This window comes from Streptomyces alfalfae (assembly GCF_004127445.1).
Lineage (GTDB): Bacteria > Actinomycetota > Actinomycetes > Streptomycetales > Streptomycetaceae > Streptomyces > Streptomyces alfalfae.
The window spans coordinates 64,398-85,916 of sequence record NZ_QEXM01000046.1 but is presented as its reverse complement, the minus strand read 5'-3'; the positions used below and the strand labels follow the sequence as shown (position 1 = coordinate 85,916).

Annotated in this window: 19 protein-coding genes; 12 read left to right on the top strand and 7 right to left on the bottom strand. The window is 73.6% G+C overall.

Translation table 11 applies throughout. The annotated features are described in order from the left end of the window. The first annotated feature begins 345 nt into the window (after positions 1-345). The 3 genes from DCW30_RS28760 (at position 346) to DCW30_RS28750 (ending at position 3,482) form a co-directional block, all read left to right on the top strand. Positions 346-1,968 (top strand): family 20 glycosylhydrolase, encoded by a 1,623-nt coding sequence (locus DCW30_RS28760; protein ID WP_198503476.1) that lies wholly within the window; start codon positions 346-348, stop codon positions 1,966-1,968. Positions 1,969-2,050: 82 nt separating this feature from the next. Beyond that, positions 2,051-2,893, top strand: coding sequence for a DUF4328 domain-containing protein (locus DCW30_RS28755; protein WP_079250026.1), 843 nt, complete (start codon positions 2,051-2,053; stop codon positions 2,891-2,893). An 82-nt stretch (positions 2,894-2,975) separates the two neighbouring features. Further along, positions 2,976-3,482: a hypothetical protein gene (locus DCW30_RS28750; RefSeq protein WP_076688941.1), complete on the top strand. Its 507-nt coding sequence runs from the start codon at positions 2,976-2,978 to the stop codon at positions 3,480-3,482. 51 nt (positions 3,483-3,533) lie between these two features. Here DCW30_RS28750 and DCW30_RS28745 read toward each other — a convergent pair whose 3' ends face one another. Then, a complete protein-coding gene (locus DCW30_RS28745; RefSeq protein ID WP_079250025.1) occupies positions 3,534-5,003 on the bottom strand; it encodes an FG-GAP and VCBS repeat-containing protein in 1,470 nt (489 codons plus the stop codon). A 252-nt stretch (positions 5,004-5,255) separates the two neighbouring features. On the opposite strand from DCW30_RS28745, the gene DCW30_RS28740 reads away from it, so the two are divergent. The 5 genes from DCW30_RS28740 (at position 5,256) to DCW30_RS28720 (ending at position 10,349) form a co-directional block, all read left to right on the top strand. Beyond that, complete coding sequence (locus tag DCW30_RS28740; RefSeq protein WP_076684879.1) at positions 5,256-6,134, top strand: hypothetical protein; 879 nt, start codon at positions 5,256-5,258, stop codon at positions 6,132-6,134. Between the two features lie 127 nt (positions 6,135-6,261). Continuing rightward, the gene (locus tag DCW30_RS28735) at positions 6,262-6,888 is read left to right on the top strand and encodes an RNA polymerase sigma factor (RefSeq protein WP_062778348.1); all 627 of its coding nucleotides are present in this window, start codon (positions 6,262-6,264) and stop codon (positions 6,886-6,888) included. 74 nt (positions 6,889-6,962) lie between these two features. Further along, complete coding sequence (locus DCW30_RS28730) at positions 6,963-7,748, top strand: hypothetical protein (protein ID WP_123985601.1); 786 nt, start codon at positions 6,963-6,965, stop codon at positions 7,746-7,748. An 865-nt stretch (positions 7,749-8,613) separates the two neighbouring features. Beyond that, the gene (locus DCW30_RS28725; RefSeq protein WP_076684877.1) at positions 8,614-9,279 is read left to right on the top strand and encodes an RNA polymerase sigma factor; all 666 of its coding nucleotides are present in this window, start codon (positions 8,614-8,616) and stop codon (positions 9,277-9,279) included. Beyond that, positions 9,279-10,349 carry a hypothetical protein gene (locus DCW30_RS28720; protein ID WP_076684876.1) on the top strand — a complete coding sequence of 357 codons (1,071 nt, stop codon included), beginning with the start codon at positions 9,279-9,281 and terminating at the stop codon, positions 10,347-10,349. The genes DCW30_RS28725 and DCW30_RS28720 overlap by 1 nt, the downstream gene beginning before the upstream one ends. A 324-nt stretch (positions 10,350-10,673) precedes the next feature. Here the strand turns inward: DCW30_RS28720 and DCW30_RS28715 are convergent, their stop codons facing one another. Then, on the bottom strand, positions 10,674-11,579 hold the full coding sequence (locus DCW30_RS28715; RefSeq protein WP_076688939.1) for a L,D-transpeptidase family protein: 906 nt from the start codon (positions 11,577-11,579) through the stop codon (positions 10,674-10,676). A 169-nt stretch (positions 11,580-11,748) separates the two neighbouring features. On the opposite strand from DCW30_RS28715, the gene leuE reads away from it, so the two are divergent. Then, complete coding sequence (leuE, locus tag DCW30_RS28710; RefSeq protein WP_076684875.1) at positions 11,749-12,405, top strand: leucine efflux protein LeuE; 657 nt, start codon at positions 11,749-11,751, stop codon at positions 12,403-12,405. A 30-nt stretch (positions 12,406-12,435) separates the two neighbouring features. Here the strand turns inward: leuE and DCW30_RS28705 are convergent, their stop codons facing one another. Together DCW30_RS28705 and DCW30_RS28700 are read right to left on the bottom strand one after the other, a co-directional pair. Beyond that, positions 12,436-12,903 (bottom strand): MarR family winged helix-turn-helix transcriptional regulator, encoded by a 468-nt coding sequence (locus DCW30_RS28705; RefSeq protein ID WP_076684874.1) that lies wholly within the window; start codon positions 12,901-12,903, stop codon positions 12,436-12,438. A gap of 29 nt (positions 12,904-12,932) precedes the next feature. Further along, positions 12,933-14,408: an FAD-dependent monooxygenase gene (locus DCW30_RS28700; RefSeq protein ID WP_076684873.1), complete on the bottom strand. Its 1,476-nt coding sequence runs from the start codon at positions 14,406-14,408 to the stop codon at positions 12,933-12,935. Positions 14,409-14,437: 29 nt separating this feature from the next. On the opposite strand from DCW30_RS28700, the gene DCW30_RS28695 reads away from it, so the two are divergent. Continuing rightward, positions 14,438-15,088: a TetR/AcrR family transcriptional regulator C-terminal domain-containing protein gene (locus DCW30_RS28695; protein ID WP_079250024.1), complete on the top strand. Its 651-nt coding sequence runs from the start codon at positions 14,438-14,440 to the stop codon at positions 15,086-15,088. On the opposite strand, the gene DCW30_RS28690 is transcribed toward DCW30_RS28695, so the two are convergent. The 3 genes from DCW30_RS28690 to DCW30_RS28680 are packed head-to-tail and all read right to left on the bottom strand — an operon-like array spanning position 15,085 to position 18,568. Then, entirely contained in the window at positions 15,085-16,239 is a 1,155-nt protein-coding gene (locus DCW30_RS28690) for an acyltransferase family protein (RefSeq protein WP_076684871.1), read from the bottom strand. The two genes, DCW30_RS28695 and DCW30_RS28690, sit on opposite strands and share 4 nt — an antisense overlap. Continuing rightward, on the bottom strand, positions 16,236-17,591 hold the full coding sequence (locus DCW30_RS28685) for a polysialyltransferase family glycosyltransferase (protein ID WP_076684870.1): 1,356 nt from the start codon (positions 17,589-17,591) through the stop codon (positions 16,236-16,238). Before DCW30_RS28685 ends, DCW30_RS28690 begins: the two co-directional genes overlap by 4 nt. After that, the gene (locus DCW30_RS28680; RefSeq protein ID WP_062770529.1) at positions 17,591-18,568 is read right to left on the bottom strand and encodes a glycosyltransferase family 2 protein; all 978 of its coding nucleotides are present in this window, start codon (positions 18,566-18,568) and stop codon (positions 17,591-17,593) included. The genes DCW30_RS28685 and DCW30_RS28680 overlap by 1 nt, the downstream gene beginning before the upstream one ends. A 198-nt stretch (positions 18,569-18,766) precedes the next feature. On the opposite strand from DCW30_RS28680, the gene DCW30_RS28675 reads away from it, so the two are divergent. Further along, on the top strand, positions 18,767-20,152 hold the full coding sequence (locus tag DCW30_RS28675) for a DUF6716 putative glycosyltransferase (RefSeq protein WP_076684869.1): 1,386 nt from the start codon (positions 18,767-18,769) through the stop codon (positions 20,150-20,152). A gap of 44 nt (positions 20,153-20,196) precedes the next feature. Next, complete coding sequence (locus DCW30_RS28670) at positions 20,197-21,513, top strand: N-acylneuraminate cytidylyltransferase (protein ID WP_062770535.1); 1,317 nt, start codon at positions 20,197-20,199, stop codon at positions 21,511-21,513. Positions 21,514-21,519: the final 6 nt, after the last annotated feature.

Sequence of the window (21,519 nt, the reverse complement as noted above, 5' to 3'; positions counted from 1 at the left end):
CGAGGCGTGTGGTGTCGGGCCGCCGAGTGAATTTCACCCGAATGGGAGAGTTTCGTCTCGGACGTTGGACGTGGGGCGTGGGGGCACAGGGGCGGGTGGGGCGGCTGGGCACGGGTCGGCCCGCCGGACGGCCCCGGACGGCCTCCCGGCGAACGGGTGAGCTTCGCGGGCGCGTCGTAGCGTGGTGGGCATGGCTGTGACTCTTGGTACGTGCGGTGCCGCGGCTCAGCGGCGAGACGGTGTACGACGAGACGCTGGACGGCGGGACGGCGTGCGGCGACGCGGCGCGTGGTGGCTCCGCGCACCGCGGGGCGGGCCCCGCGCCCACGGCCCCGGGAGCGCGCGGTGAGGGCCGGCCCGCGGCGTGGCCCTCTCGTGGCCGCGGGTGTGACCGCGGCCGGAGCCGCCGCCGCCCTGACCGTCGGCCTGTGGCCGGCCGGCACCTCCGCCCCGGAGAACCGGCCGGCGGCGGGGAAGACCGCGGCGGCGCCGAGCCCGAAGGAGAGCCCGAGCGCGAAGGAGAGCCCCCGGCCCGGCAAGAGCCACGCGCTCTCCGAGGCCCCGGCCACCATCCCCGCCGTACGGGAGCACGAGGCGGCCCGCGGCCCCGGCTGGCGCCCCGGCGGCGAGGGCCGCGTGGTCACGGGCGACGACGGCCTCAAGGACGAGGCCCGGCTGCTCGCCGGTGAGCTGAGGCTCCGGTACGCCGGGGACGAGAAGCCCCGCGAGGGCGACGTGGAACTGGCGCTCGACAAGGACGCGGACAGCGGCCCCGAGTCGTACACCCTGTCGGTCAAGGAGCGGAAGGTACGGATCACCGCCCCCGACGAGGCCGGCGTCTTCTACGGCACCCGCACCCTCAAGCAGGAGGTGAAGGGCGAGCGGACCGCCCCCGAGGGCGTCGTGCGCGACCGGCCCGCCAAGCCGCAGCGGGGCTTCATGATCGACATAGCCCGCAAGCACTTCGACGCCACGTGGATAGAGGACCGCATACGCGAGCTGGGCGACCTCAAGTACAACCAGCTCGGTCTGCACTTCTCCGACGACCAGGCCTTCCGCATCGCGTCGGACTCGCACCCGGAGATCGTCTCCGCCGACCACCTCACGAAGGACCAGGTCCGCCGCATCCTGAAGCTGGCCGAGAGCCGGCACATCACCGTCGTGCCGGAGATCGACTCACCGGGACACCTCGGCGCGGTCATCCGGGCCCACCCCTCCCTCCAGCTCAGGAGCGCCCAGGGCGGCGCGCCCAAGGGCGCCGTCGACATAGCGAAGCCGGAGGCCGCCCGCATCGTCGACGACCTGCTCAAGGAGTACGGGAAGCTGTTCCCCGGCGCCTACTGGCACCTCGGCGCCGACGAGTACCTCGCCCTGACGGTCGAGGACCCGGAGGCCTCCTTCCCGCAGCTCGCCGCCGCGGCCCGCGAGAAGTACGGGCCGGACGCCCGGGTGCGGGACCTGACCACGGGCTGGCTCAACGACCGGGCGGACGCCGTGCGACCCCTCGGCAAGAAGCTCAAGGCCTGGAACGACGGCTTCTTCCGGGGCGGCGAGACCCGGGCGGCCGACGACCTGGAGGTCGCGTACTGGACCGGCAAGGAGATCGGCGCGCGCGACCCCGTCGAGTACCTGCGGGCCGGCCGCGAGCTCACCAACTACAACGACGAGTACCTCTACTACGTCCTCGGCCAGCCCAACGACTTCCGCTATCCGACCGGGCAGCGGATATACGAGAGCTGGACCCCGCGGGTGATCCGCGGCACGAGCCCGGTGAGCGAGGAGTACGACGACCAGATCCTCGGCGGTTCCTTCGCGGTCTGGTGCGACCTCGCCGGATCGCAGACGCAGGAACAGGTCGCGCAGGGCATCCGCATGCCGCTCGCGGCGACCGTCCAGAAGCTGTGGGACCCCAGGAAACCCGCGCTGTCCTGGAACGACTTCGCGAAACTCGCTGATACGGTCCGGTAGCCGCCGGAACGCCCCTGGGGAGAGGGCCGCGGGCGGCGATCCCGTAGCTCTTGATCTCGAACCCGTGGGGGGTCCCTCAGCGATGCTGTGCACAACGTGCCGGTCGAACACGGCCACGACGCCGGAGGGGCTCTGCGACGCCTGCGTCCGGGCCGCCGCCGCGGCCGGACCGCCGCCCGGTCCGCCCGTGCCCCCGGCCGCGGGACGCCCCGCGGGGCTGCGCTCGCCCGTCGGCCTCGCCCGGGCGGTCGTGGTCCTGCTCGGCGTCGTCGCGGCCGTCGACGTGTTCGCGCTCTGGACGGGGACCGTCCTCCGCGACGTCATGGGCGACGTGGTCACCGGCGACCACGGCACGGACATCGACCAGCGGGCCGACCGGGCCGACGCGCTGTACATCGCCGGCGGTGTCGCGCAGGTGGCGGCGCTGGTCGTGACCTGCGTGGTCTTCCTCGTCTGGTTCCACCGGGTCCGCGTGAACGCGGAGGTCTTCGAACCGCACATCCACCGGAAGTCGCGCGGCTGGGCGATCGGCGGCTGGTTCGTGCCGATCGTCAACCTCTGGTACCCGCGGCGGATCGCCGTGGACATCTGGGACGCGAGCGGCGACCGCTCCGTGGCCCTGGACCGCACGCTGACCCTGGACGCCTCGGCGTCGCGGCCCCCGCACCCCGTCGTCAACGCCTGGTGGACCCTGTGGGTGTCGAACCTGCTCGTCTCGCGGTGGGCGACGCGGGCGTATCAGGACGCCGACGACGCCGAGGAGATCAAGTCGACGGTCACGCAGCTGATGTTCTCCGACGCCCTGGACATCGCCGCCGCCGTCGCCGCCATCGTCTTCGTCCTCCGGCTGACCCGCATGCAGGACGCGAAGGCCCGCTCCGGCCCGCCCCCGCGGCCCGTGACCGAGCCCTTCCCGGCCCCGTAGTTTCCCGCTACCGGTAGCGGGATCGCGTACGTCTGTGGTGTATTCGGCCGAGAAGGGCATGGAGCACCGCGGGGGGACGTGGATGGGGTACTGGGGCTACTACGTCGTGGGCAGGAGCGAGCGGCCGCTCGGCGAACTCGCGGCGGTGGCGGGCGTGCGGGACGAGCTGACCCTCCTGGTCCAGCGGTCCGACGGCTGGCAGGTGTGGGAGGTGCCGGGCGGCGACGGCGGGCGCGACGTGGGCAACATGAACGCCCTCGCCCTGGAGACCGGCGCGCCCGCCCTCTTCGGCTACGTGATGGACAGCGACTGCGTGGTCATCGAGGCCGCGGCCCCCGAGAGCGGGGCATGGACCACGTGTCTGGCCCGCGGCGCCATGGCCGGCTACCTCGGCGACAGCGGCCTGACCGTGGACGACTACTTCCTCGAACCGCGCGACGCCGCTCGGCGCGCGGTCGCGTGGGCCGCCGAGTCGGGCAGGACGGTGGGGGAGTCCCCACTCCTCGACGTCCTGAACGCCGACGCGGAGCCCTCGGCGGAGGAACTCTTCTTCCGCTTCCTGGACCGGCTCGGCATCGTGCCGCAGTGACACCGCGCCCGCCCGGCTCTCCGGGACGGGCGCGGCGCCCGTGCGCGCGGGCTACGGCGTGAGCGCCTGGCCCAGCTTCGCCCCTGCCGGGGTGCCCAGCAGCGTCCGGCCGTAGTAGACGCCGCTCGAACCCGGGACGGTCGAGCCCGTGCTGTCCAGTTGGAGGATCGTGCCGTCGGCCGCGTCCTCGCCCTCGGCGCCGATCGCGAGGTCCGCGCGGCCGTCGCCCGTGAGGTCCGCCAGGGTGACCGAGGAGCCGAGGCGGTCGCCGGTCTCCGTGGAGCCGGGGACGCCGGGCTCGTCCTGCGAGAACGCCTTCGCGCCGGTGCCGGTGAGACCGGACGCGGAGCCCTTCAGGAGCAGCGAGGTGCCCGCGTCCTTGCGGTTCTTCTCGGCGCGGGTGATGTCCTCGTTCGGAGCGCCCGTCAGGACGTCCGCGTAGCCGTCGCCGTTGAAGTCGCCCGCCGCGACCGACCAGCCCATCGCGTCGCCCGCCTCCGCGGCGCCCGGCACACCGGATGTCGCCTGGTGGACCGTCTTCGCGCCCGACGAACCGGGCCCCGTCGACGTGCCGGGCACCACCGTCACCTGGCCGCCCGCGTGCGCGCCGGACTCGGCGGTGTACGGCTGGCCGATGACCAGGTCGTCGTAGCCGTTGCCGTTGACGTCGCCCACGGCGACCGAGCGCCCGCCGGGCACGGACAGCACGCCGACCCGGCTCAGCCCCGAGCGACCGCCCCTGAACCAGGCGAGCTTGCCCTTGCCCGCCTGGTCGCGGTAGGTCAGCGCCACGTCCGCGTAGCCGTCGCGGTTGAAGTCGCCGGACGCGGCGTCGGGGAAGGCGATGGCGGTGTCGCCCGGAGTGAGGCTGCCGCCCGACTCGTGCTCGGGGTCGAGCCGCGCGGCCCACGAGCCGCCCGTGCCCGTCGCCACCGAGAAGACGTCGTCCTTGCCGTCGGCGTTGAAGTCGCCGGACGCGACCGCCGAGCCGAACCTGGCCCCCGGGTAGTGGAAGTCCGCCGAGAGCTGCATGTCCGTGCCGGACCTGAACGTCGGGCCGTACAGCATGGTGACCGCGCCGCGGTCCTTGTGCGAGGAGTCGTCCTCGCCCGGGGCGCCGATGACGAGGTCCGCGTGACCGTCGCCGTTCAGGTCGCCCCAGGCGGTCGCGGCACCCCACTCGTCGCCGGACTCCGAGACACCGGGGACGCCGGTGCTGGTCTGCGTCAGGGATATCCTCGCGCCGCCCACCGGGCCCTCGTCGCCGCCGGGGACGACCGTGACGCGGCCGCGGCTGCTCGACGCCTTCGGGGTGCCGGCGATCAGATCGGTGACGCCGTCGCCGTTGTAGTCACCCTCGGCGGTCTCGGGGGCGTTGCCCTCGGCCGCGAAGGCGACCGGGCTCAGCGCGGTCGTGCACGGCACCGCGCCCGCGCCCCCGAGCACGACGGCACCGATCGTCAGCAGCGCCCTGCGCCGCAGACTCAGCGGTCTGTAGGCATACGACGTGCTATGCGCCATTTCACGCGGTTTGCGCGGGCTCAAGTGCCCCACCCCTTAGTGAATTGCAGGTAAACCAAGCGAGTTCCTACGACTGATCGAGAGGGCAAAGGGTTGTACGCGCGCGCGGTATTCGTCACGTGACGTATACCGCACGTCGCAGGTGTGACAACGCGCGGGATCTCCGCGCTGACGCATGTGACAGTGGACAGTGGCGCCGCGGCACGGCGGACGGGACTCGGGACTCGGGCGGGGGATCAGGTGGCACAGCGCGTGAACGGCCGGTCGGCTGCGGTGCGTGGGCGGTGGCCACGGGCGGTCGCGCTGGCCCTCGCCCTCGGCGCGGCGGCGACCACGCTCACGGCGTGCGGCTCGGGCGGCGAAGTGACGTACGCGGGCGGCACGTTCGACGAGGTCACGCCCGGCGCCACGGCACGGGCCGCGTCCGCGGACGAGGTGCGCGGCAAGAAACTCGCCGTGGAAGGCATGGAGTTGCTCCGCACGGCGGACACCGTGCGCATGGGCGTCGACATGACGACCCCGAAGGGCCACCAGAAGGTCACGCTGCACATGGACCGCGACAGCAACTGCACAGGCACCTTCGACGCGGGCCCCATGCAGCGCGGCGAGCTCATCGTCGTCGACGGCGGGACGGCCTACGTGCGGTTCTCCGACGCCTCGCTGGACGCGATCCGGGACATGGCGGAGCTGCGGGGGCCCGACGCGGCGGCCACCATCCGGGAGCGGACGGCGCTCGCGCGCGGCAAGTACCTGAAGATCCCGGCGGGCACGGACAGCAGCCGCGCCGTGCCGGGGATGAAGTGCGACCTCGACGAACTGACCGACAAGATGGTCGGCGGACCCGACGAGGGCGACGTCATCAAGGCCCTGCCCGAGACCCGGCGCTACGGCCGCAGCGTCACGCCGCTCGTGGAGACCGAGGGCGGCGGGGACGGCGAGGAGACGACGGTCTACGTGGCCGCGTCCGGCCGCCCCTACATACTCGGCGTCGAAGGCATCGAGGACGGCGGCCAGACGATGTCGATGCGGATGTCCGCGTACGACGAGCCGGTCGTCGCGAAGGCCCCGGCGGCGGCGCTGACCATCGACATCTCCCGCATCCGGGGCGGCGGCGCACTCTTCGAAGTCTGAGCCGCGGTCTGACGGATGGCGCCCCCGGCGTGCGCCCCCCCCTGTGACATTTCCGCCCCTACTGACGCTGGTGAGCGTGAAGGCACGGGCGCGGCCGGGCGTGCCGCGTCGGCCGGATGGGAGAGCGTTGGGCCAGGGTGGGGAGCCCCGTCGCGCGCGGGCGCACGACGAGGAGCTCGGCAGGGCCGTCGCGGCGGCCCAGGCCGGTGACGAGGCGGCCTTCGCGGTCGCGTACCGCATCGTCCAGCCGGGGCTCCTCGGCTACGTGCGGGGTCTGGTCGGCACGCACGGCGAGGCCGCGGAGGACGTCACGGCCGAGGCGTGGCTGGAGATCGCCAGGGACCTCGGGCGGTTCCGGGGCGACGGGCCGGGCTTCCGCGGCTGGACGGCGACGATCGCGCGCCACCGCGCCTACGATCATCTGCGCCGTCAGAAGACACGGCCGCGCCCCTCCGGCCTCGAACAGGACATGCTCGAACTCCCCGGCCCGCACAGCACGTCGGCGGCGGCCCTGGAGGCGGTCTCGACGGAACAGGTCCTCGCCCTGGTGGCGACCCTGCCGCGGGAACAGGCGGAGGCGGTTCTGCTGAGGGTGGTGGTGGGCCTGGACGGGCCCGCCGCGGCCCGCGTCCTCGGCAAACGCCCCGGGGCGGTCCGCACGGCGGCCCACCGGGGCCTGCGGAAACTGGGTGAACGCCTGCGGCTGGCCGGCGTGACGGACGAGGGCCCCGGGGCGCTGGGGGGATCACGATGACCGCGCACGATCCGATGAACCCCGGCGACGCCCGGGAACCGGCGGGGCACGGGGGGTCCGAGGGACGGGGCCCCGTGGGCGAGCCGACGGGCGAGGAGGGGCTGCGGGCCGCCGTCGAGGCGTTTCGCGTGGCGCGGGACGCGGGGGCGCACCAGGCGCGCACGCGCCGCCGGGACGACTGGCGCCCCCGCGGTCGCCGCCTCGGCAGGCTTCCGCTGCGGGCCACCGCGGGCGTGACCCTGGCCGGCGGCCTCCTGGGCGGCGTGGCCCTGGCCATGGGCGGCACCCCCGGCCTCCTCCCCGGCGACAGCCCCCGCCCGGCCCCTTCGTCCCCCCACCTGACCCCCGACCGCACGGCCACGCCACCCCGCCCCCTGTCCTCGACGCCGCCCCGGAGCCGCGAGGTGGGGGAGAGGGAGAGGGAGAAGGACAGGGAGAAGGACAGCGAGCGGGCCAAGACCAAGGACGAACGCCGGGCAGAGGGCAAGGGCAAGGCGAAGGGCAAGGACCGCGACGAGACCGAGCAGAACGCGAAGGGCCCCAAGGCCAAGACCCCGAAGGCCAAGGAGCCGAAGCCCAAGGCCCCGAAGGCCCAGAAGCCGAAGCCGCAGAAGCCGCAGAAGCCGGAGAAGCCGGAGAAGCCGCCGAAGCCGCAGAAGCCCGAGGCCAAGAAGCCGAAGCCCGACAAGGCACGGGCCGACAAGCCGAAGCCGGCAAAGGGGAAGCCCGGAAAGGCGAAGGCGCACAACCGCGGCCCCGCGCAGGGCGGTCCCCAGGGCTCCGGGACGCCGAAGCAGACGAAGCAGACGAAGCCACAGCAGAAGCAGGGCCACCAGAAGCCCCAGCAGAAGAGGCCCTGAACCCGATCCACGGCTCCCGAGAGGGAGCCAGGGCGTGTGAGCGGAAAGGTGACCCGCGGCGAAGCCGGAGACGATGCGCGGGCGGGGACACCCCCGGCGAAGCGGAGGCGAGGCGCGGGCAGGGACCGCCACGCCAAGGCGACAGCCCCGAGAGCCCCGAGAGCCGCAGGCACCGTGAAACCGCGCCCCCAAGGGCGGGCGAGCGGGGATGACCCCGGCGAAGCCGGAGACGAGGCGCGCGTCGGGACCGCCACGCCGAGGCGACAGCCCCGAGAGCCGCGGCACCGTGGAACCGCACCGCCGAGGGAGGGTGAGCGGGGAGACCCCCGGTGAAGCCGGACCAAGCGCGGGCCGGAACCACGGCTCCGAGGCGAAATCCCCAGGGTCGCAGGCACCGTGGAACCGTGCTGCCAAGGGCGGGCGGGATAACCCCCGGCGGAGCCGGAGACGGAGCGCGGCGTCGGGACCGCCGCGTCGAGGCGACAGCCCCGAGAGCCGCGGGCACCGTGGAACCGCGCCCCCAAGGGCGGGCGGGATAACCCCCGGCGGAGCCGGAGACGGAGCGCGGCGTCGGGACCGCCACGCCGAGGCGGGAACCCCCAGAGCCACGGGCTCCGTGGAACCGCGCCCCCGCGAGGACCGGCCGGGGCCGCCACCCCCCACAGGAGAGGCCCCGGCCGGCACACGGTGCGGACCGCGTGCGGTCCGTACTACCTTCAGCGCCGCCCGTGCGTTTTCTGTCACACCGCACTCTGTCACCCGGTAGTTGCACGTTGTACAAACATGGACGCGGCCCCTGGCGAACCCGTAGCGTGCTGCTTCGCGCCGGGGCCGGGCGCACATCTCCGAGTGGGCAGGATTGAAAGTGCTGGGGGACGACGCGGAGCTGACCGCCGCGGTGTTTGCGGCGCAGGACGGGGACGAGAGCGCGTTCCGTACTGTGTACCGCGCTGTGCACCCGCGGCTGTTGGGGTACGTACGCACGCTGGTGGGAGAGCCGGACGCCGAGGACGTGGCCTCCGAGGCATGGCTGCAGATAGCGCGGGACCTGGAGAGGTTCAGCGGGGACGCGGACCGTTTCCGGGGCTGGGCCGCGCGCATCGCCCGTAACCGCGCCCTCGACCACATCCGCATGCGGGGCCGCCGCCCGGTGATAGGCGGCGACGAGACCGAGCTCGCGGGCAAGCCCGCCGAGGCGGACACCGCCGACGAGGCGATGGAGTCCCTGGCCACCGGCGAGACCATGGCGCTGATAGCCAAACTGCCGCAGGACCAGGCGGAGGCCGTGGTGCTCAGGGTCGTCATGGGACTCGACGCCAAGAGCGCGGCCCTGACCCTCGGCAAGCGCCCGGGAGCCGTCCGCACGGCGGCCCACCGCGGTCTGAAGCGGCTCGCCGAGCTGCTCGGCGCGGACCCCGCCGACCCCGCGGAAGCGCTCGCCGGCGTGCCCCCGCAGAGAGAACCGCGCGGGCGCGCGGCGACATCTGTCTGTGTGACGCAAACGCGTACGCGGACGCAGAAGGACATGTGATGGCCGACGAGCAGGAGAAGTGGCTGGACCCCGACGCGGCGGAGCGTTTGCTGCGCGGGGAGCCCCTCGACGACGTCGACCCTCACGTGCGCGCGCAGGCCGACCGGCTCGCGCGGGCGCTCGGCGCGCTGGCGGCGGAGGACCGCGGAACCGTTCCCGCAGAAGCGGAACTTCCGGGGGAGGCCGCGGCGCTCGCCGCGTTCCGCGCCGCTCGCGCGGACTCCGCGAAGGCCGGGGCACGTGCTGCCTACGCGACGTCCGCCCATGAGACCGCCGCCGCGAAGACCGTACGGCTCGGCCGCGCCGCCGACCGGCCCAGACCGAGCCGCTGGGGCCGGCCGGTGCGCCTCGGGCTTGCCGCGGCGCTCGCGGGCTGCATGATCGGCGGTGTCGCCGTGGCGGCGGGTACGGGCGTGCTGCCCTCGCCGTTCGGCGAACAGCACGAGCCGGAGCCCGCCGCTTCCGCTTCCGCCGTGGCGACCCCGGACGAGCCGCGGCCCTCCCCGTCGGACGGCGCGGGCGAGCCCCCCGAGGAGCAGGCGCAGGACGACGGCGAGGCGCCGGACGACGAAGCGGCCACCCGCGAGCCGGAGACCTCGCGGGCCCCGGAGGCGGAGGCCGACGGCGCGCCCACCGGTCAGCCGACGCGGCGTCCCGGCGCCGTGCCGAGGCCGCCGCGCACCGACGGCGCCAAGGACTGGTACCGCAAGGTCGTCATCGCCTGCCGCGACTACCGCAGCGGCGAACTCCAGGGCGACAAGCGCCGCCGCCTCGAGGAGTTCGCCAAGGGGACGGCGCGCGTGGAGGAGTTCTGCGGCCGGGTCCTCGGCGGCCAGCACGGCGGCGGGCAGGGGAGCGGCCGGCCGAACGGCGGCCAGCAGGGCGGCAACGGCGGCAACGGCGGAGACCACGGCGAGGACGGCGACGGCGACAGCGACGAGGCGCCGGGTGATGACGGCGGCGCGGCGGGCGGCTCCGGCGGTGACACGGGCGGGATTCCCGGCTTCCCGGCGACGACCGCCCCTGCGGCTCCCGCCGCGGGCGACAGCGGCCTGCCCGCCGTGCGGTGATCCTCGGAACCGCCTCGGAACCGCCTCGTGGCCGCCCCTCGGCCCGGCCGCCACGCCTTGCTCGACCCCCGTCCCCGGCCCCTTTGCCGGCACCCCGCTCCCTGCTCCTCGCACCCCCACGGACCAGGTGTGACGTTTTTCGAGCCGGTGGCGCAGTAAGAAGTGAGCCGACTGGTCATCGGCCCACGCACGAGCCGGGGGTTCCCCCCGTACCTTCGGCTCCGTGCCCTCGGCGTGGGCGGGATACGTTCCCCCGATCCCGCCCACGCCGCTTTTCGCCGACCCGCCCACGGCCGCTTCGCGAAGGCCCCGTCGGGCCCCGGCTCACTTGTAGATGACGACCCGGTCGCCGTTCCGCACCTGGGCGTACAGGCTCGCGATCTTCCCCTTGTCCCGGACGTTGACGCAGCCGTGGGAGCCGCCCGCGTAGCCCCTGGCCGCGAAGTCCGCCGAGTAGTGCACCGCCTGGCCGCCGCTGAAGAACATCGCGTACGGCATGGGGGTGTCGTAGAGCGTCGAGACGTGGTGGCGGGACTTCCAGTAGACCTTGAAGCCGCCTTCGCGCGTCGGCGTGTACTGGGAGCCGAGGCGTATGTCCATCGTGGACTTGACCTTGCCGTCGATCATCCACGTCAGCGTGCGGCTGCTCTTGGCGATGCACAGGACGCGGCCCGTCATGCAGCGCGGGTCCGGCTTCGCGGCCGGCATGCCGCCGCCGGAGTACAGCTCCTGCCGCGTCGGCTCGCGCGTCATGCCGAGCAGCCGCTGCCAGGTGACGGTGTCCGTCCGGCCGGTGACGGGCAGCCCGCGTTTGGCCTGGAAGCCCCTGACCGCCTCGGCGGTGGCCGGACCGTAGTTCCCCGTCGGGTGGACGTGGAACCAGCCGATCTGCCGCAGTCTGGCCTGGAGTTCCCGTACCTGTTTCCCCTGGGCGCCCTGCGCCATGAGGGTCTTGGGTGGGGGCGCGGCACGGGTCGTGGAGGGCGCCGGAGGCTCGGGCGACGCCGGGGGCTCGGGGGACTCGGGCAAGTCGGGTGACGTGTGTGCGCCGGGTGTGCCGGGAGCGGTCGTGGCCGCCGCCTCGGGCTTCGCGTCCCCGGAAGCTGCCGCTCCCGCCCGCCCGCCCTCCGCGTCGACGGCCACCGCCTTGCACCCCCCGACCAGCGCGAGCACCGCCACGGCGGCAGCGGCCCTGCCGCCCACACCCCTGCGGACCGTTCCCTCGACCATCACGCCCCCCCCGGTCACCGGACAACACCATGGGAAGTGTTTCCCAACTCTGCCGCGCGTGACGCTTCCTCACGGCGAACGCCGGAAGAAGACCTTTCCCGGGCAGCCCTGTCGTCCGCTTTCCGGACACCCTGTGCCCCGGTTCGGAAAGGCGTGCGAAACTCCCGCCATGCTGGGTGTCACCGATCTTCCGACGTATCTCGCGGGCCTCGTCCTCATCATTCTGCTGCCGGGCCCCAACTCGCTGTACGTGCTCTCCGTCGCCGCTCGGCGGGGCGTGCGCACCGGCTACACGGCCGCCGCCGGCGTCTGGTGCGGCGACACCGTCCTCATGACGCTCTCCGCGGCCGGGGTGGCGTCGCTGCTCCAGGCCAACGCCCTGCTCTTCGGCATCGTGAAGTACGCGGGCGCCGGGTATCTGACCTGGCTCGCGTTCGGGATGCTGCGGGCCGCCGTCGCGATGTGGCGGACGCGGCACGAGCGCGCGGCGGGCGCGGACGCGGACGCGGCCGGCGGCGAGCCCGCCGAACGGCCGTTCCGCAGGGCCCTGGTGATCAGCCTGCTCAACCCGAAGGCGATCCTCTTCTTCATCGCGTTCTTCGTGCAGTTCGTCGATCCCGGCTATGCCTACCCCGCCCTCTCCTTCGTCGTCCTCGGCGCCTTCGCGCAGGCCGCCAGCTTCCTGTACCTCACCGCCCTGATCTTCAGCGGCACCCGCCTCGCCGCGGCCTTCCGCCGCCGCAAGCGGCTCTCGGCGGGGGCCACTTCGGCGGCGGGCGCGCTGTTCCTCGGGTTCGCGGTGAAGCTGTCGCTCAGCAGCGTCTGAGCCCGCGGCGGCGGACCCGGCGGCCGGGCCTCAGTGGTGCCAGGCCGCGCCGCCCACGTTGTGGATCATGCGCTGGAGGACCTTGAGCGCCCCGATGTACTCCTCGTCCGTGATGCCCTCGTGGATCTCCGCGCGCACCTTCTGCTGGCGCCCGGCCGTGCGGCTCCGCAGCGCGCGCCCCTCCTCGGTGAGCGCGATGCGGCCCGCCGCGTCCTCCGTGATCAGGCCGCGGTCGTGCAGGGCGCTGACATCGTGCAGCAGGGCGCCGTCGCCGGTGTCGAGGTAGCCGCGCAGGACCGCCACCACCTCGTCGCGGGAACGGCCCTCCGGCGCGTCGACGAGCTGGTTCAGAATCCACCACTGCGGTTGGGTGAGGCCCATCTCGGCCAGCATGGTGCGGATGTGGTGCACCACGGCGGAGCCGGCGGCCGAGCTCCAGTAGCCGATCGGCTGGTTGACGAGGTCGGCGTCGGCGTGTGAGTACGTGAAGGTCGTCATGGGGACGAACGTAGGACCTCAAGTCCGCTTCAGGTCAAGGGCCGTGAGCCGGGCGCCGAAACTCGCCCCGCGTACTCCCGAAGACCTGTCGTGTCCTCGCCCGCCCAGCCCACGTACCCGTCCGGCCGGATCAGGAAGAAGCCCTTGCCGTACGGCTCGTACGCGGGCAGCCGGTGTACGTGGATCAAGTCGTCGGCCGGCCGCGGCGGCTCCCCGTCCACGCCCACCGCGAGGAGCGTGAAGTGCGGGCCCCGGAAGGCGTCGAACAGCGTCCCCGCGCCGTACGGCCCGTCCGGCGCGCGGTCGCCCGCCCGCAGCGCGTCCGCCGGGAGCCCCGCGCGGGCGTCCAACGCGAGCGACGACTCGCGGTAGCCGATGCCGAGCTGCCGGGTGGCGGCGCCCCGCCGGGCCTCGCCGCGGTGGATGCGGGTGGAGAGGCCGAGCATCTGGGCGGCGTTGGGCAGCCGCTCCTCCTCGTAGGTGTCGAGCAGGGCCTCGGGGGCGCCGTGCCGCAGGACCGCGCCGAGCTTCCAGCCCAGGTTGTAGGCGTCCTGGACGCTGGTGTTCAGCCCCTGCCCGCCCGCGGGCGAGTGGACGTGCGCCGCGTCCCCGGCGAGGAAGACGCGGCCCTCGCGGAAGCGGTCGGCGAGGGCCGCGCGCGGCCGGAACGCGGAGACCCAGCGCACCTCGGCCACGTCCTCGGGAGCGAGATGGGTGCGGGCGGCGACGACGGCCCGTACGCCGTCGAGCGTGGTGTCCGCCTGCGCCCCCTCGGGGAGCTGGGCGGCGAGCTGGAAGACGTCCGTGCCGGGCAGCGGGCAGAGCGCCGCGAAGGGGCCGCCCTCCTCGGCGGGCGGGAACATGTGCCAGTTGTCGCGGTCGAGCGCGGGGATGCGGACATCGGCCACCAGGGCCTGCCTCGGGTCGACCGTCTCGCCCGTCATGGTGATGCCGAGCGCCTGCCGCAGGGCGGAACGGCCGCCGTCCGCCGCCACCGCGTACGCCGCACGGACCGTGCCGCCCGTCGACAAAGCGGCGGTGACCCCGTCGGCGTCCTGCGTCAGCTCCGTCACGGCCGTGTCGAAGGCGACGTCGCCGCCGAGCTCCCGCAGCCGGTCGAGCAGCAGTCGCTGGGTGAGCCACTGGGGGACGACCCGGCCGGTGTGGGGGGCGGTGGGCGTCACCGCGGGGACGTCGGCCAGGTGGTGCTCGCCCCGCCGCTCGCCGTCCCGCCAGATCATCCCCACGGGGATGCCGCCGCCCACCGCGAGGAACGCGTCGAGCACGCCGAGGTCGTCGAAGACCTCCATGGTGCGCGGCTGGAGGCCCTTGCCGCGGGAGCCGGGCAGGGCGGGGGAGGGCGGGCCGGACCGTTCGGCGACCAGGGCGCGTACGCCGCGCCGCGCGAGGTCGCAGGCGAGGGCGAGGCCGGTCGGCCCGGCGCCCACCACGAGGACGTCGGCGGTCCGCGCCGCCGCTGACTTAACGCTGTTAAGTGCTGTCATGGCTCCGAGGATGCGCTTAACGGTGTTAAATTGTCAACGTGGCCACGACACGACTCGACCGGACCAAGGTCGCCCGCACCGCGCTCGACCTGCTGAACGAGACCGGGCTCGAAGGGCTGACCCTGCGCGCCATCGCCAAGGAGCTGGACGTCAAGGCGCCCGCTCTGTACTGGCACTTCAAGGACAAGCAGGCGCTGCTCGACGAGATGGCGACGGAGATGATGCGCCGCATGAGCGCCGACTTCCTGGCCGAACCCGACCCCGACTGGCGCGTGGCCATCAGGACCTCGATGCGGGGCATGCGCGAGCACCTGCTGCGTTACCGCGACGGGGCCAGGGTCTACAGCGGCACCCACTTCACGGACCTGTCCTACGCGGCCCCCCTGGAGGCCCACCTCCGCACGCTCACCGAGGCGGGGTTCACGCCGCCGGCCGCGGCGCGCGCGTGGTCCACCGCGTACAGCTTCACCATCGGGCACGTCATCGAGGAGCAGGCCCCGGGCCCCGACGAGGACGGGGGCGGCGGCCTGGCGGCGCGTGCCGAACGGCTCGCCGCGTACCCGCTCGCCGCGGCCGCGGGCGAGGAACTGTTCCGCGCCCACGACCGCGGCTTCGCGGCGGGCCTGGAGGCCGTCATCGCCGGCATCGGGGCGACGCTCGCCGCCCCGGACACGGCCTAGGGACGGCCCCGCGCGGTCAGCAGCCCCTTGCGGATCGCGGGGGTGAGCCACCCCTCCACGTACCGGTTCAGGAGCCACGCCAGGACCAGCATCGCGGCGACCGTCAGGCCGAGCGTCGCGTACGACGGCAGTCCGAAGCCCTGGTGCAGCGCCTCCACCGCCACCCAGCCGAGGTGCTCGTGCACCAGGTAGAACGGGTACGTGAGGGCGCCCGCGACGGTCAGCCAGCGCCAGTCGACGCGGTCCAGATGGCCGAGGGCGATCAGGAGCACGGCGGCGAAGCCCGCCGTCACGACCGCGATGATCACCGCGGACGAGCGGTAGGAGAAGAAGTCCGGGTTCGGCGCGTGCCAGAGCCCGGCGACCGCGTAGTGCTGGCCGATCAGCCAGCTCACGCCCACGATGCCCCACGCGGTGAGGTCGCGGCGGTCGCGGTGGAGGAGGTAGACGCCGATGCCGCCGATGAAGAACGGCGCGTACTCCGGCATGAGGACCAGGTCGAGCAGCGGCTGGTCCGCGGCCTCGGTGAGCGCCGCCGCCAGCGTCCACACCGCGCAGAACAGCACGACCCGCGCGCGGCTCGCGCCCGGCAGGACCACGCACAGCGCGAAGAGCGCGTAGAAGCGCAGCTCGGCCCAGAGCGTCCAGCAGACGCCGAGCACGCGGTCCGCGCCGAGCGGCTGCTGCAGCATGCTGAGGTTGACCAGCGCGTCGCTGGGGGACACCGCGTCGTAGGCCACGACGGGCAGCGCGAAGACCGCCGTGACGAGCAGGATCGCCGCCCAGTAGGAGGGCAGCAGGCGGGACGCGCGGGAGGCGAAGAACGAGCGCAGGGGCCTGCCCCAGCCGCTCATGCAGATGACGAAGCCACTGATCACGAAGAAGATCTGTACGCCGAGGCAGCCGTACGCGAACCACTCGGACGCGGTGGGGAACTGGAGTCTGGGCGAGGAGCCCCACGCCTGTGCTATCTCGCCGTCACGGCCGCCGTAGTGGTAGGCCGCCACCATGAGGGCGGCGACCAGACGCAACCCGTCGAGTGCGCGGAGCCGGGGCTTCGCGCGCGCGGGCACCGCGGCGGCCCGGGGTATGCCGGAGGAGGCGCCCGCTCCCGGGCGCGACTCCGGGAGCGTGGACGCGGGGGCGGTCATCCGAGCGCGGTCCGCTTGAGCGAACGCTGCACCGAACGCGCCCGGCGGGCCACGCGCCGCACCGCCGCGTTGCGCGGGATGAACGCGAGCTGCGAGGGCACCGCCCCCGGCAGGGCGAGCGCGGTCAGCCGCCGCCGCTTGAAGTAGCGCCAGGTGCGGGTGGTGAGGTTCCGCGCGAGGTAGTGCTCGGCGTCCGCGCGCAGCCCCGGATAGATCTGCGGCTGCATCGCGAAGCCGACGGCCTTCAGCAGGTTCGCCAGCTCGCCCGTGCCCATGTCGGCGCGGGCCTCACCGACCGCCGCCCGGTCGGAGAGCTCCGGCAGCAGCGCGTCGACGATCGTGACCGGCACGCGGTTGCTGTTCTGGTAGGGCGCGAGGCGCTCCAGGAGCAGGTCCGTGCCGGTGCGGGCGACGGGCACGCCGTAGAGCGCGGACGCCGTGAGCAGGGCCGTGGAGAAGCAGCCGATGACGAGCGCGGGCCGCATCCGCTGGTACAGCACCTCGGCGAGTACGGGGGAGTCGAGCACCGTCAGCTCGACGCCGATCGCCCGCGCCTCCTTCTCCAGGGTGCGCGACCAACGGGCCGGGGCCGTCGGGTGCGGCTTGAACACGACCTGCGTGTGACCCAGTTCGGCGGCGCCCCGCACCATGCGGACGTGCAGCTCCTCCTCTTCCTCGGGGGTGAGGATGGAGAGGGCGGAGAGGTACTGGCCGAGCACGAGCGCCGGCGCTTCGAGCGCGGGCAGCTCCGCCGCGTCCGCGTCGTCCTCGCCCAGCTCGGCGAGGACCTTCAGGAACGCCTCCGTCGGCACGATCTCCGGCTCGACGCCGAACTCGGTGAGCAGCAGCGGCGTGAGGCCCGGCACCAGGTCGAGGTGGAGCAGCCGCCGCACCCGGGTGCCGACCAGCGGGTCGATCTTGTTGCGGGTGGGGCCGTAGCTCATCAGGCCGTCGGCGTAGACGTCCACGGGCGCGCCGGTGAAGATCTGCGCCAGCGCGAGCGCCGGGTTGACCTGGATCGACTCCACGGCCAACTCGACGTCGTCGTCGCCGAGATCCCAGAGCATGCGGACGTAGCGCTCCCAGAGCGTCACGTCGTCGCCGCGCGGCGACCAGCCGCCGGGGTGGAACGGGAAGATCGCCTCGTTCCAGGACCGCACCTCGTCGAAGCGGCCGCGCAGCCGCTCGAAGCCGGGCATCGCGTCGAGCGCCGTCGTCGTCTCGGGCGTCGCCGCGTTGTTGCTGACGAGCAGGACGCGCCGGTCGGCGGGGCCGAAGCGGTCGGCGTCCAGGGCCGCGGCGAGCGTCGCCGCACCGTACAGCGTGGACGCCAGGAAGATCTGCGTCGGCATTACGCGGCCACCTCCGCGGGGACCGGGCGCCGGCGCAGCCTGCGCAGCCGGGTCGCCCGCTGGACGTCCATGGAGTCGAGCGCCTGCTCGAGAACGTCCTGCGGCATCCGCTTCAGCGCGGCCGCACTCATCGACTTCAATTTGCGGGCCACGGATGGCTCGAACCTTTCGATGGAACCCAAATGATGGGAGATGATCGCGCAGTATGTGCGCACGGCTTTCGGCAGCAGTTCCGCGGCGTCCCTGTCCGCGGCGGTTTCCCGTACCACCTGGTCGAATGCCTTGATGAAATCGAGCTGGCGCACGTCACCGATCTGGGTGAGCGACGACGCGACACCGCGCCGGTAGAACACGCCGAGCAGGCTGACCGCGGCGAACGATTCGGCCTCCCGGTGCAGCCGCCAGATCCACGGCCGGTCCTCCGCCGTGCGCAGCCCGTCGGTGAAATGCAGCAGGCCCTTGTCGGCCAGCCGCCGGTGGTAGACGCCGGCCCAGGCGTACGCGTAGTCGACGGACGTCGAGCGGTCCGCGGGCAGGATCACCTCCCGCGGGCTCAGCACGGCCCCGCGCCTGCCGTGCGGGACCCGGTGGACGCTGCGGGCCCGCGCGGTGCACTGCACATGGTCGGTCCGGACGAAGTCGCACCCCAGATCCTCGATGGCGGCCACGAGCCGCTCGTAATAGCCGGGCGCGAGCCAGTCGTCACCGTCCAGGAAGGTGAGGTACTCGCCCCGCGCCGCGTCGAGCCCGGTGTTGCGGGCCGTCGCGAGCCCGCCGTTCCGCTCATGTCTGAGCAGCACGGCACCGGGGAGTTCGCGCTCGGCGCGCTCCAGGATGTCCGGGGTCTCGTCGCGCGAACAGTCGTCGACGAGAATGAATTCGAAGTCGTCCCGCGCGTTCGCACGCAGACTCTTCAAGGTGTCGGGCGCGTATTGCTGCACGTTGTAGAACGGCACGATGACGGAGAGCTTAACCACGCGGGTGACGTTAGGTGTCGGCCCGGCATTCGTGTCGACCCGTGGTGGGCCGCAAGGTGAACGACGTGTGGCGGAATGGTTAACCGGACCGCCCCACCGGCATTCCCGGGGCTGATTCGCCATTCGTCGGCATGCTGTTAACCGTTTGTTGCACCTGAGTTGGGCCGCGAATCGAAATCGCTTCCTAGCGTCTGAGACGTGCCAGCAAGTAACCGAAACCCGCTCCGGGTGGCCGTGCTCGCCGATTCCGACACGCGATGGAAATGGGGCGCCCTCACGGCGGACCGCATCGTCACCGGGAACCGGACCGACGGCCACCGCCTCAGCGGGTTCCTGCTCCGCGGCCGGGCCACCCCCACCCCCCGGCAGCTCGAAGAGGTCGGTGTCCGCGCGGACTCCCTGCGCGAGGTCACCGCCGTCGAGTTCCTGAGCGAGATGGAGCGGGACACGCCCGACGTGATCGTCCTCGCCCTCGTGGGCGGCGCGGTCCAGGCGATGCTGCACGGACTCGCCCGCGTCACCGCCGACGCCCGCCTCACCGGCGCCTCCGCCAAGCGCCCCGTCGTCGTCACCGGCTACGTCGGCGTCGTCTACGAGAAGCTCGCCGACGGCCTCCTCCTGCGGCACGGCGCGGACATCGTCCTCGCCAACTCCCGCCAGGACGCCGAACGCTTCCGCGCCGTGTACGAAGGAGTCGGCGCCGACGCGTCGTCCGTCACCGAGGCCGCCCTGCCGTTCCTCGGCGGCGCGCCCTACGTGAAGAAGAACGAACCCCGCGCCGAGGACGACCCCTACACCGTCGTCTTCGCCGCCCAGCCCTCCGTGCCCGAGACCGCCGCGCACCGCACCTACCTGCTGCGCCGCCTCGCCGAGCACGCCCGGCTCCACCCCGACCGCGAGGTCCTGCTCAAACTCCGCAGCAAGCCCGGCGAACACACCACGCACATCGAGGAACTGCCCTACCAGAAGCTGACGCAGCGCCTCGACGGCGGGCTGCCGGACAACCTCCGCCTCGTCTACGGACACATGGGCGAGGTCCTCGACCGCACCGACCTCCTGGTCACCGTCAGCTCCACCGCCGCCCTCGAATCCCTGCACCGGCGCATCCCCACCGCGATCCTCACCGACCTCGGGGTGCGCGAGGCGCTCGGCAACCACCACTTCACCGGGTCCGGCTGCCTCGCCTCCTTCGACCAGCTCGACGCCGGGCACCTGCCCGAACCCGACGAGCGCTGGCTCTCCCGGCAGGGCGTCGCCGCCGGGGGCGCCTCCTCCGGGGGGAGGACGTACGAGCAGGCCTTCGACACGGCACGGCAGCGTGTCGGCGACCTCCTCGCCGAAGCCGCCGACGGCCGCCTCGCGCCCATCGCGCCCTACTACAGCCTCACCACCGCCCGCGGCTACCTGCCCGGCATCCTGGCCCGCCACCACCTCGGCCCCGACGGCACCCCGCTGCCGGGCGCCCCCTCGGCCGAACGCGACCCCGGCCCCGTACGGCAGATCGTGCGCCGTGCCGCCCGCGGCGCCTACCGCCACGGCGTCCAGCGCGTCGCCCCCGTCATCCGGCGGATGGGCGAGCTGTGACCACCGGACGAGCCGAGACCTCCCACCCCGACCGAGGAGCACCCATGCCCGACCCCGGCCGAGCGAGCACGCCGGACCACCGCGTCCTCGCCGTCATCCCCGCCCGCGGCGGCTCCAAGGGCGTGCCCGCCAAGAACCTCGCCCCGGTCGGCGGTGTGCCCCTGGTCGGCCGCGCCATCCGCGAGTGCCTCGCCGCGCGGCTCGTCACCGACGTCGTCGTCTCCACCGACGACCACGTCATCGCCGAGGCCGCCCGCACCGCGGGCGCCGAGGTCGTGCTGCGCCCCGCCGCCATCGCCGGCGACACCGCGACCAGCGAGGCCGCGGTCCTGCACGCCATGGACGCCCACGAGGCGCTGCACGGCGCCCGGATGGACGCCGTGCTCCTCGTGCAGTGCACCAGCCCCTTCCTGACCCGCGAGGACATCGACGGAGTGGCGTCGGCCGTCGTCGAGAACGGCGCCGACACCGCCGTCACCGTCGCCCCCTTCCACGGCTTCATCTGGCGCGACGCGGCCGACGACGCCACCGAGGGCGCCGAGGTTCCCGCGCAGCGCACCGACACCGCCGGCGGCACCGCGACCCTCGCCGCCTCCTCCACCCGCACCCGCGGCGGATACGGCGTCAACCACGACAAGTCCTTCCGACCCCGCCGCCAGGACCGCCCCCAGGACCTCCTGGAGACCGGCGCCGCCTACGCGATGGACGCGGCGGGCTTCCGTACCCACAAGCACCGCTTCTTCGGGCACACCGAGCCGGTCCGCACCGACCCCGCCCGGGTCCTCGAGGTCGACGACCCGCACGACCTCGCCCGCGCCCGCGCACTCGCCCCGCTCTTCGACACGGGCCGGCCCGAAGACGCGGACGCCCTCCCGACCGCCGCCGACATCGACGCGGTCATCCTCGACTTCGACGGCACCCAGACCGATGACCGGGTGCTGATCGACTCCGAAGGACGCGAATACGTCTCCGTGCACCGCGGAGACGGACTCGGCATCGCCGCCCTGCGTGACGCGGGCATCCCGCTGCTGATCCTGTCCACGGAACAGAACCCGGTCGTCGCCGCACGCGCCAGGAAGCTCAAGCTCCCCGTGCTGCACGGCATCGACCGGAAAGACCTCGCACTGAAGCAGTGGTGCGAGGAACAGGGCATCGCGCCCGAGCGCGTGCTCTACGTCGGCAACGACGTCAACGACCTCCCCTGCCTGGCCCTCGTGGGCTGGCCGGTGGCGGTCGCCAGCGCCCACGACGTCGTACGCGGCGCGGCCCGCGCGGTCACCACCACCCCCGGCGGTGAAGGCGCGATCCGAGAGATCGCCACCTGGATCCTCGGCCCCTCTCTCGATTCCCTCCACAGTTAAGGACTG

What these genes read in the sequence shown, in the direction of transcription:
- DCW30_RS28755 (WP_079250026.1), top strand. Translation starts at nt 2,051, where the DNA reads ATGCTGTGCACAACGTGCCGGTCGAACACGGCCACGACGCCGGAGGGG.
- DCW30_RS28750 (WP_076688941.1), top strand. Translation starts at nt 2,976, where the DNA reads ATGGGGTACTGGGGCTACTACGTCGTGGGCAGGAGCGAGCGGCCGCTC.
- DCW30_RS28745 (WP_079250025.1), bottom strand. Translation starts at nt 5,003, where the DNA reads ATGGCGCATAGCACGTCGTATGCCTACAGACCGCTGAGTCTGCGGCGC.
- DCW30_RS28720 (WP_076684876.1), top strand. Translation starts at nt 9,279, where the DNA reads ATGGCCGACGAGCAGGAGAAGTGGCTGGACCCCGACGCGGCGGAGCGT.
- DCW30_RS28715 (WP_076688939.1), bottom strand. Translation starts at nt 11,579, where the DNA reads ATGGTCGAGGGAACGGTCCGCAGGGGTGTGGGCGGCAGGGCCGCTGCC.
- leuE (WP_076684875.1), top strand. Translation starts at nt 11,749, where the DNA reads ATGCTGGGTGTCACCGATCTTCCGACGTATCTCGCGGGCCTCGTCCTC.
- DCW30_RS28705 (WP_076684874.1), bottom strand. Translation starts at nt 12,903, where the DNA reads ATGACGACCTTCACGTACTCACACGCCGACGCCGACCTCGTCAACCAG.
- DCW30_RS28700 (WP_076684873.1), bottom strand. Translation starts at nt 14,408, where the DNA reads ATGACAGCACTTAACAGCGTTAAGTCAGCGGCGGCGCGGACCGCCGAC.
- DCW30_RS28690 (WP_076684871.1), bottom strand. Translation starts at nt 16,239, where the DNA reads ATGACCGCCCCCGCGTCCACGCTCCCGGAGTCGCGCCCGGGAGCGGGC.
- DCW30_RS28685 (WP_076684870.1), bottom strand. Translation starts at nt 17,591, where the DNA reads ATGCCGACGCAGATCTTCCTGGCGTCCACGCTGTACGGTGCGGCGACG.
- DCW30_RS28670 (WP_062770535.1), top strand. Translation starts at nt 20,197, where the DNA reads ATGCCCGACCCCGGCCGAGCGAGCACGCCGGACCACCGCGTCCTCGCC.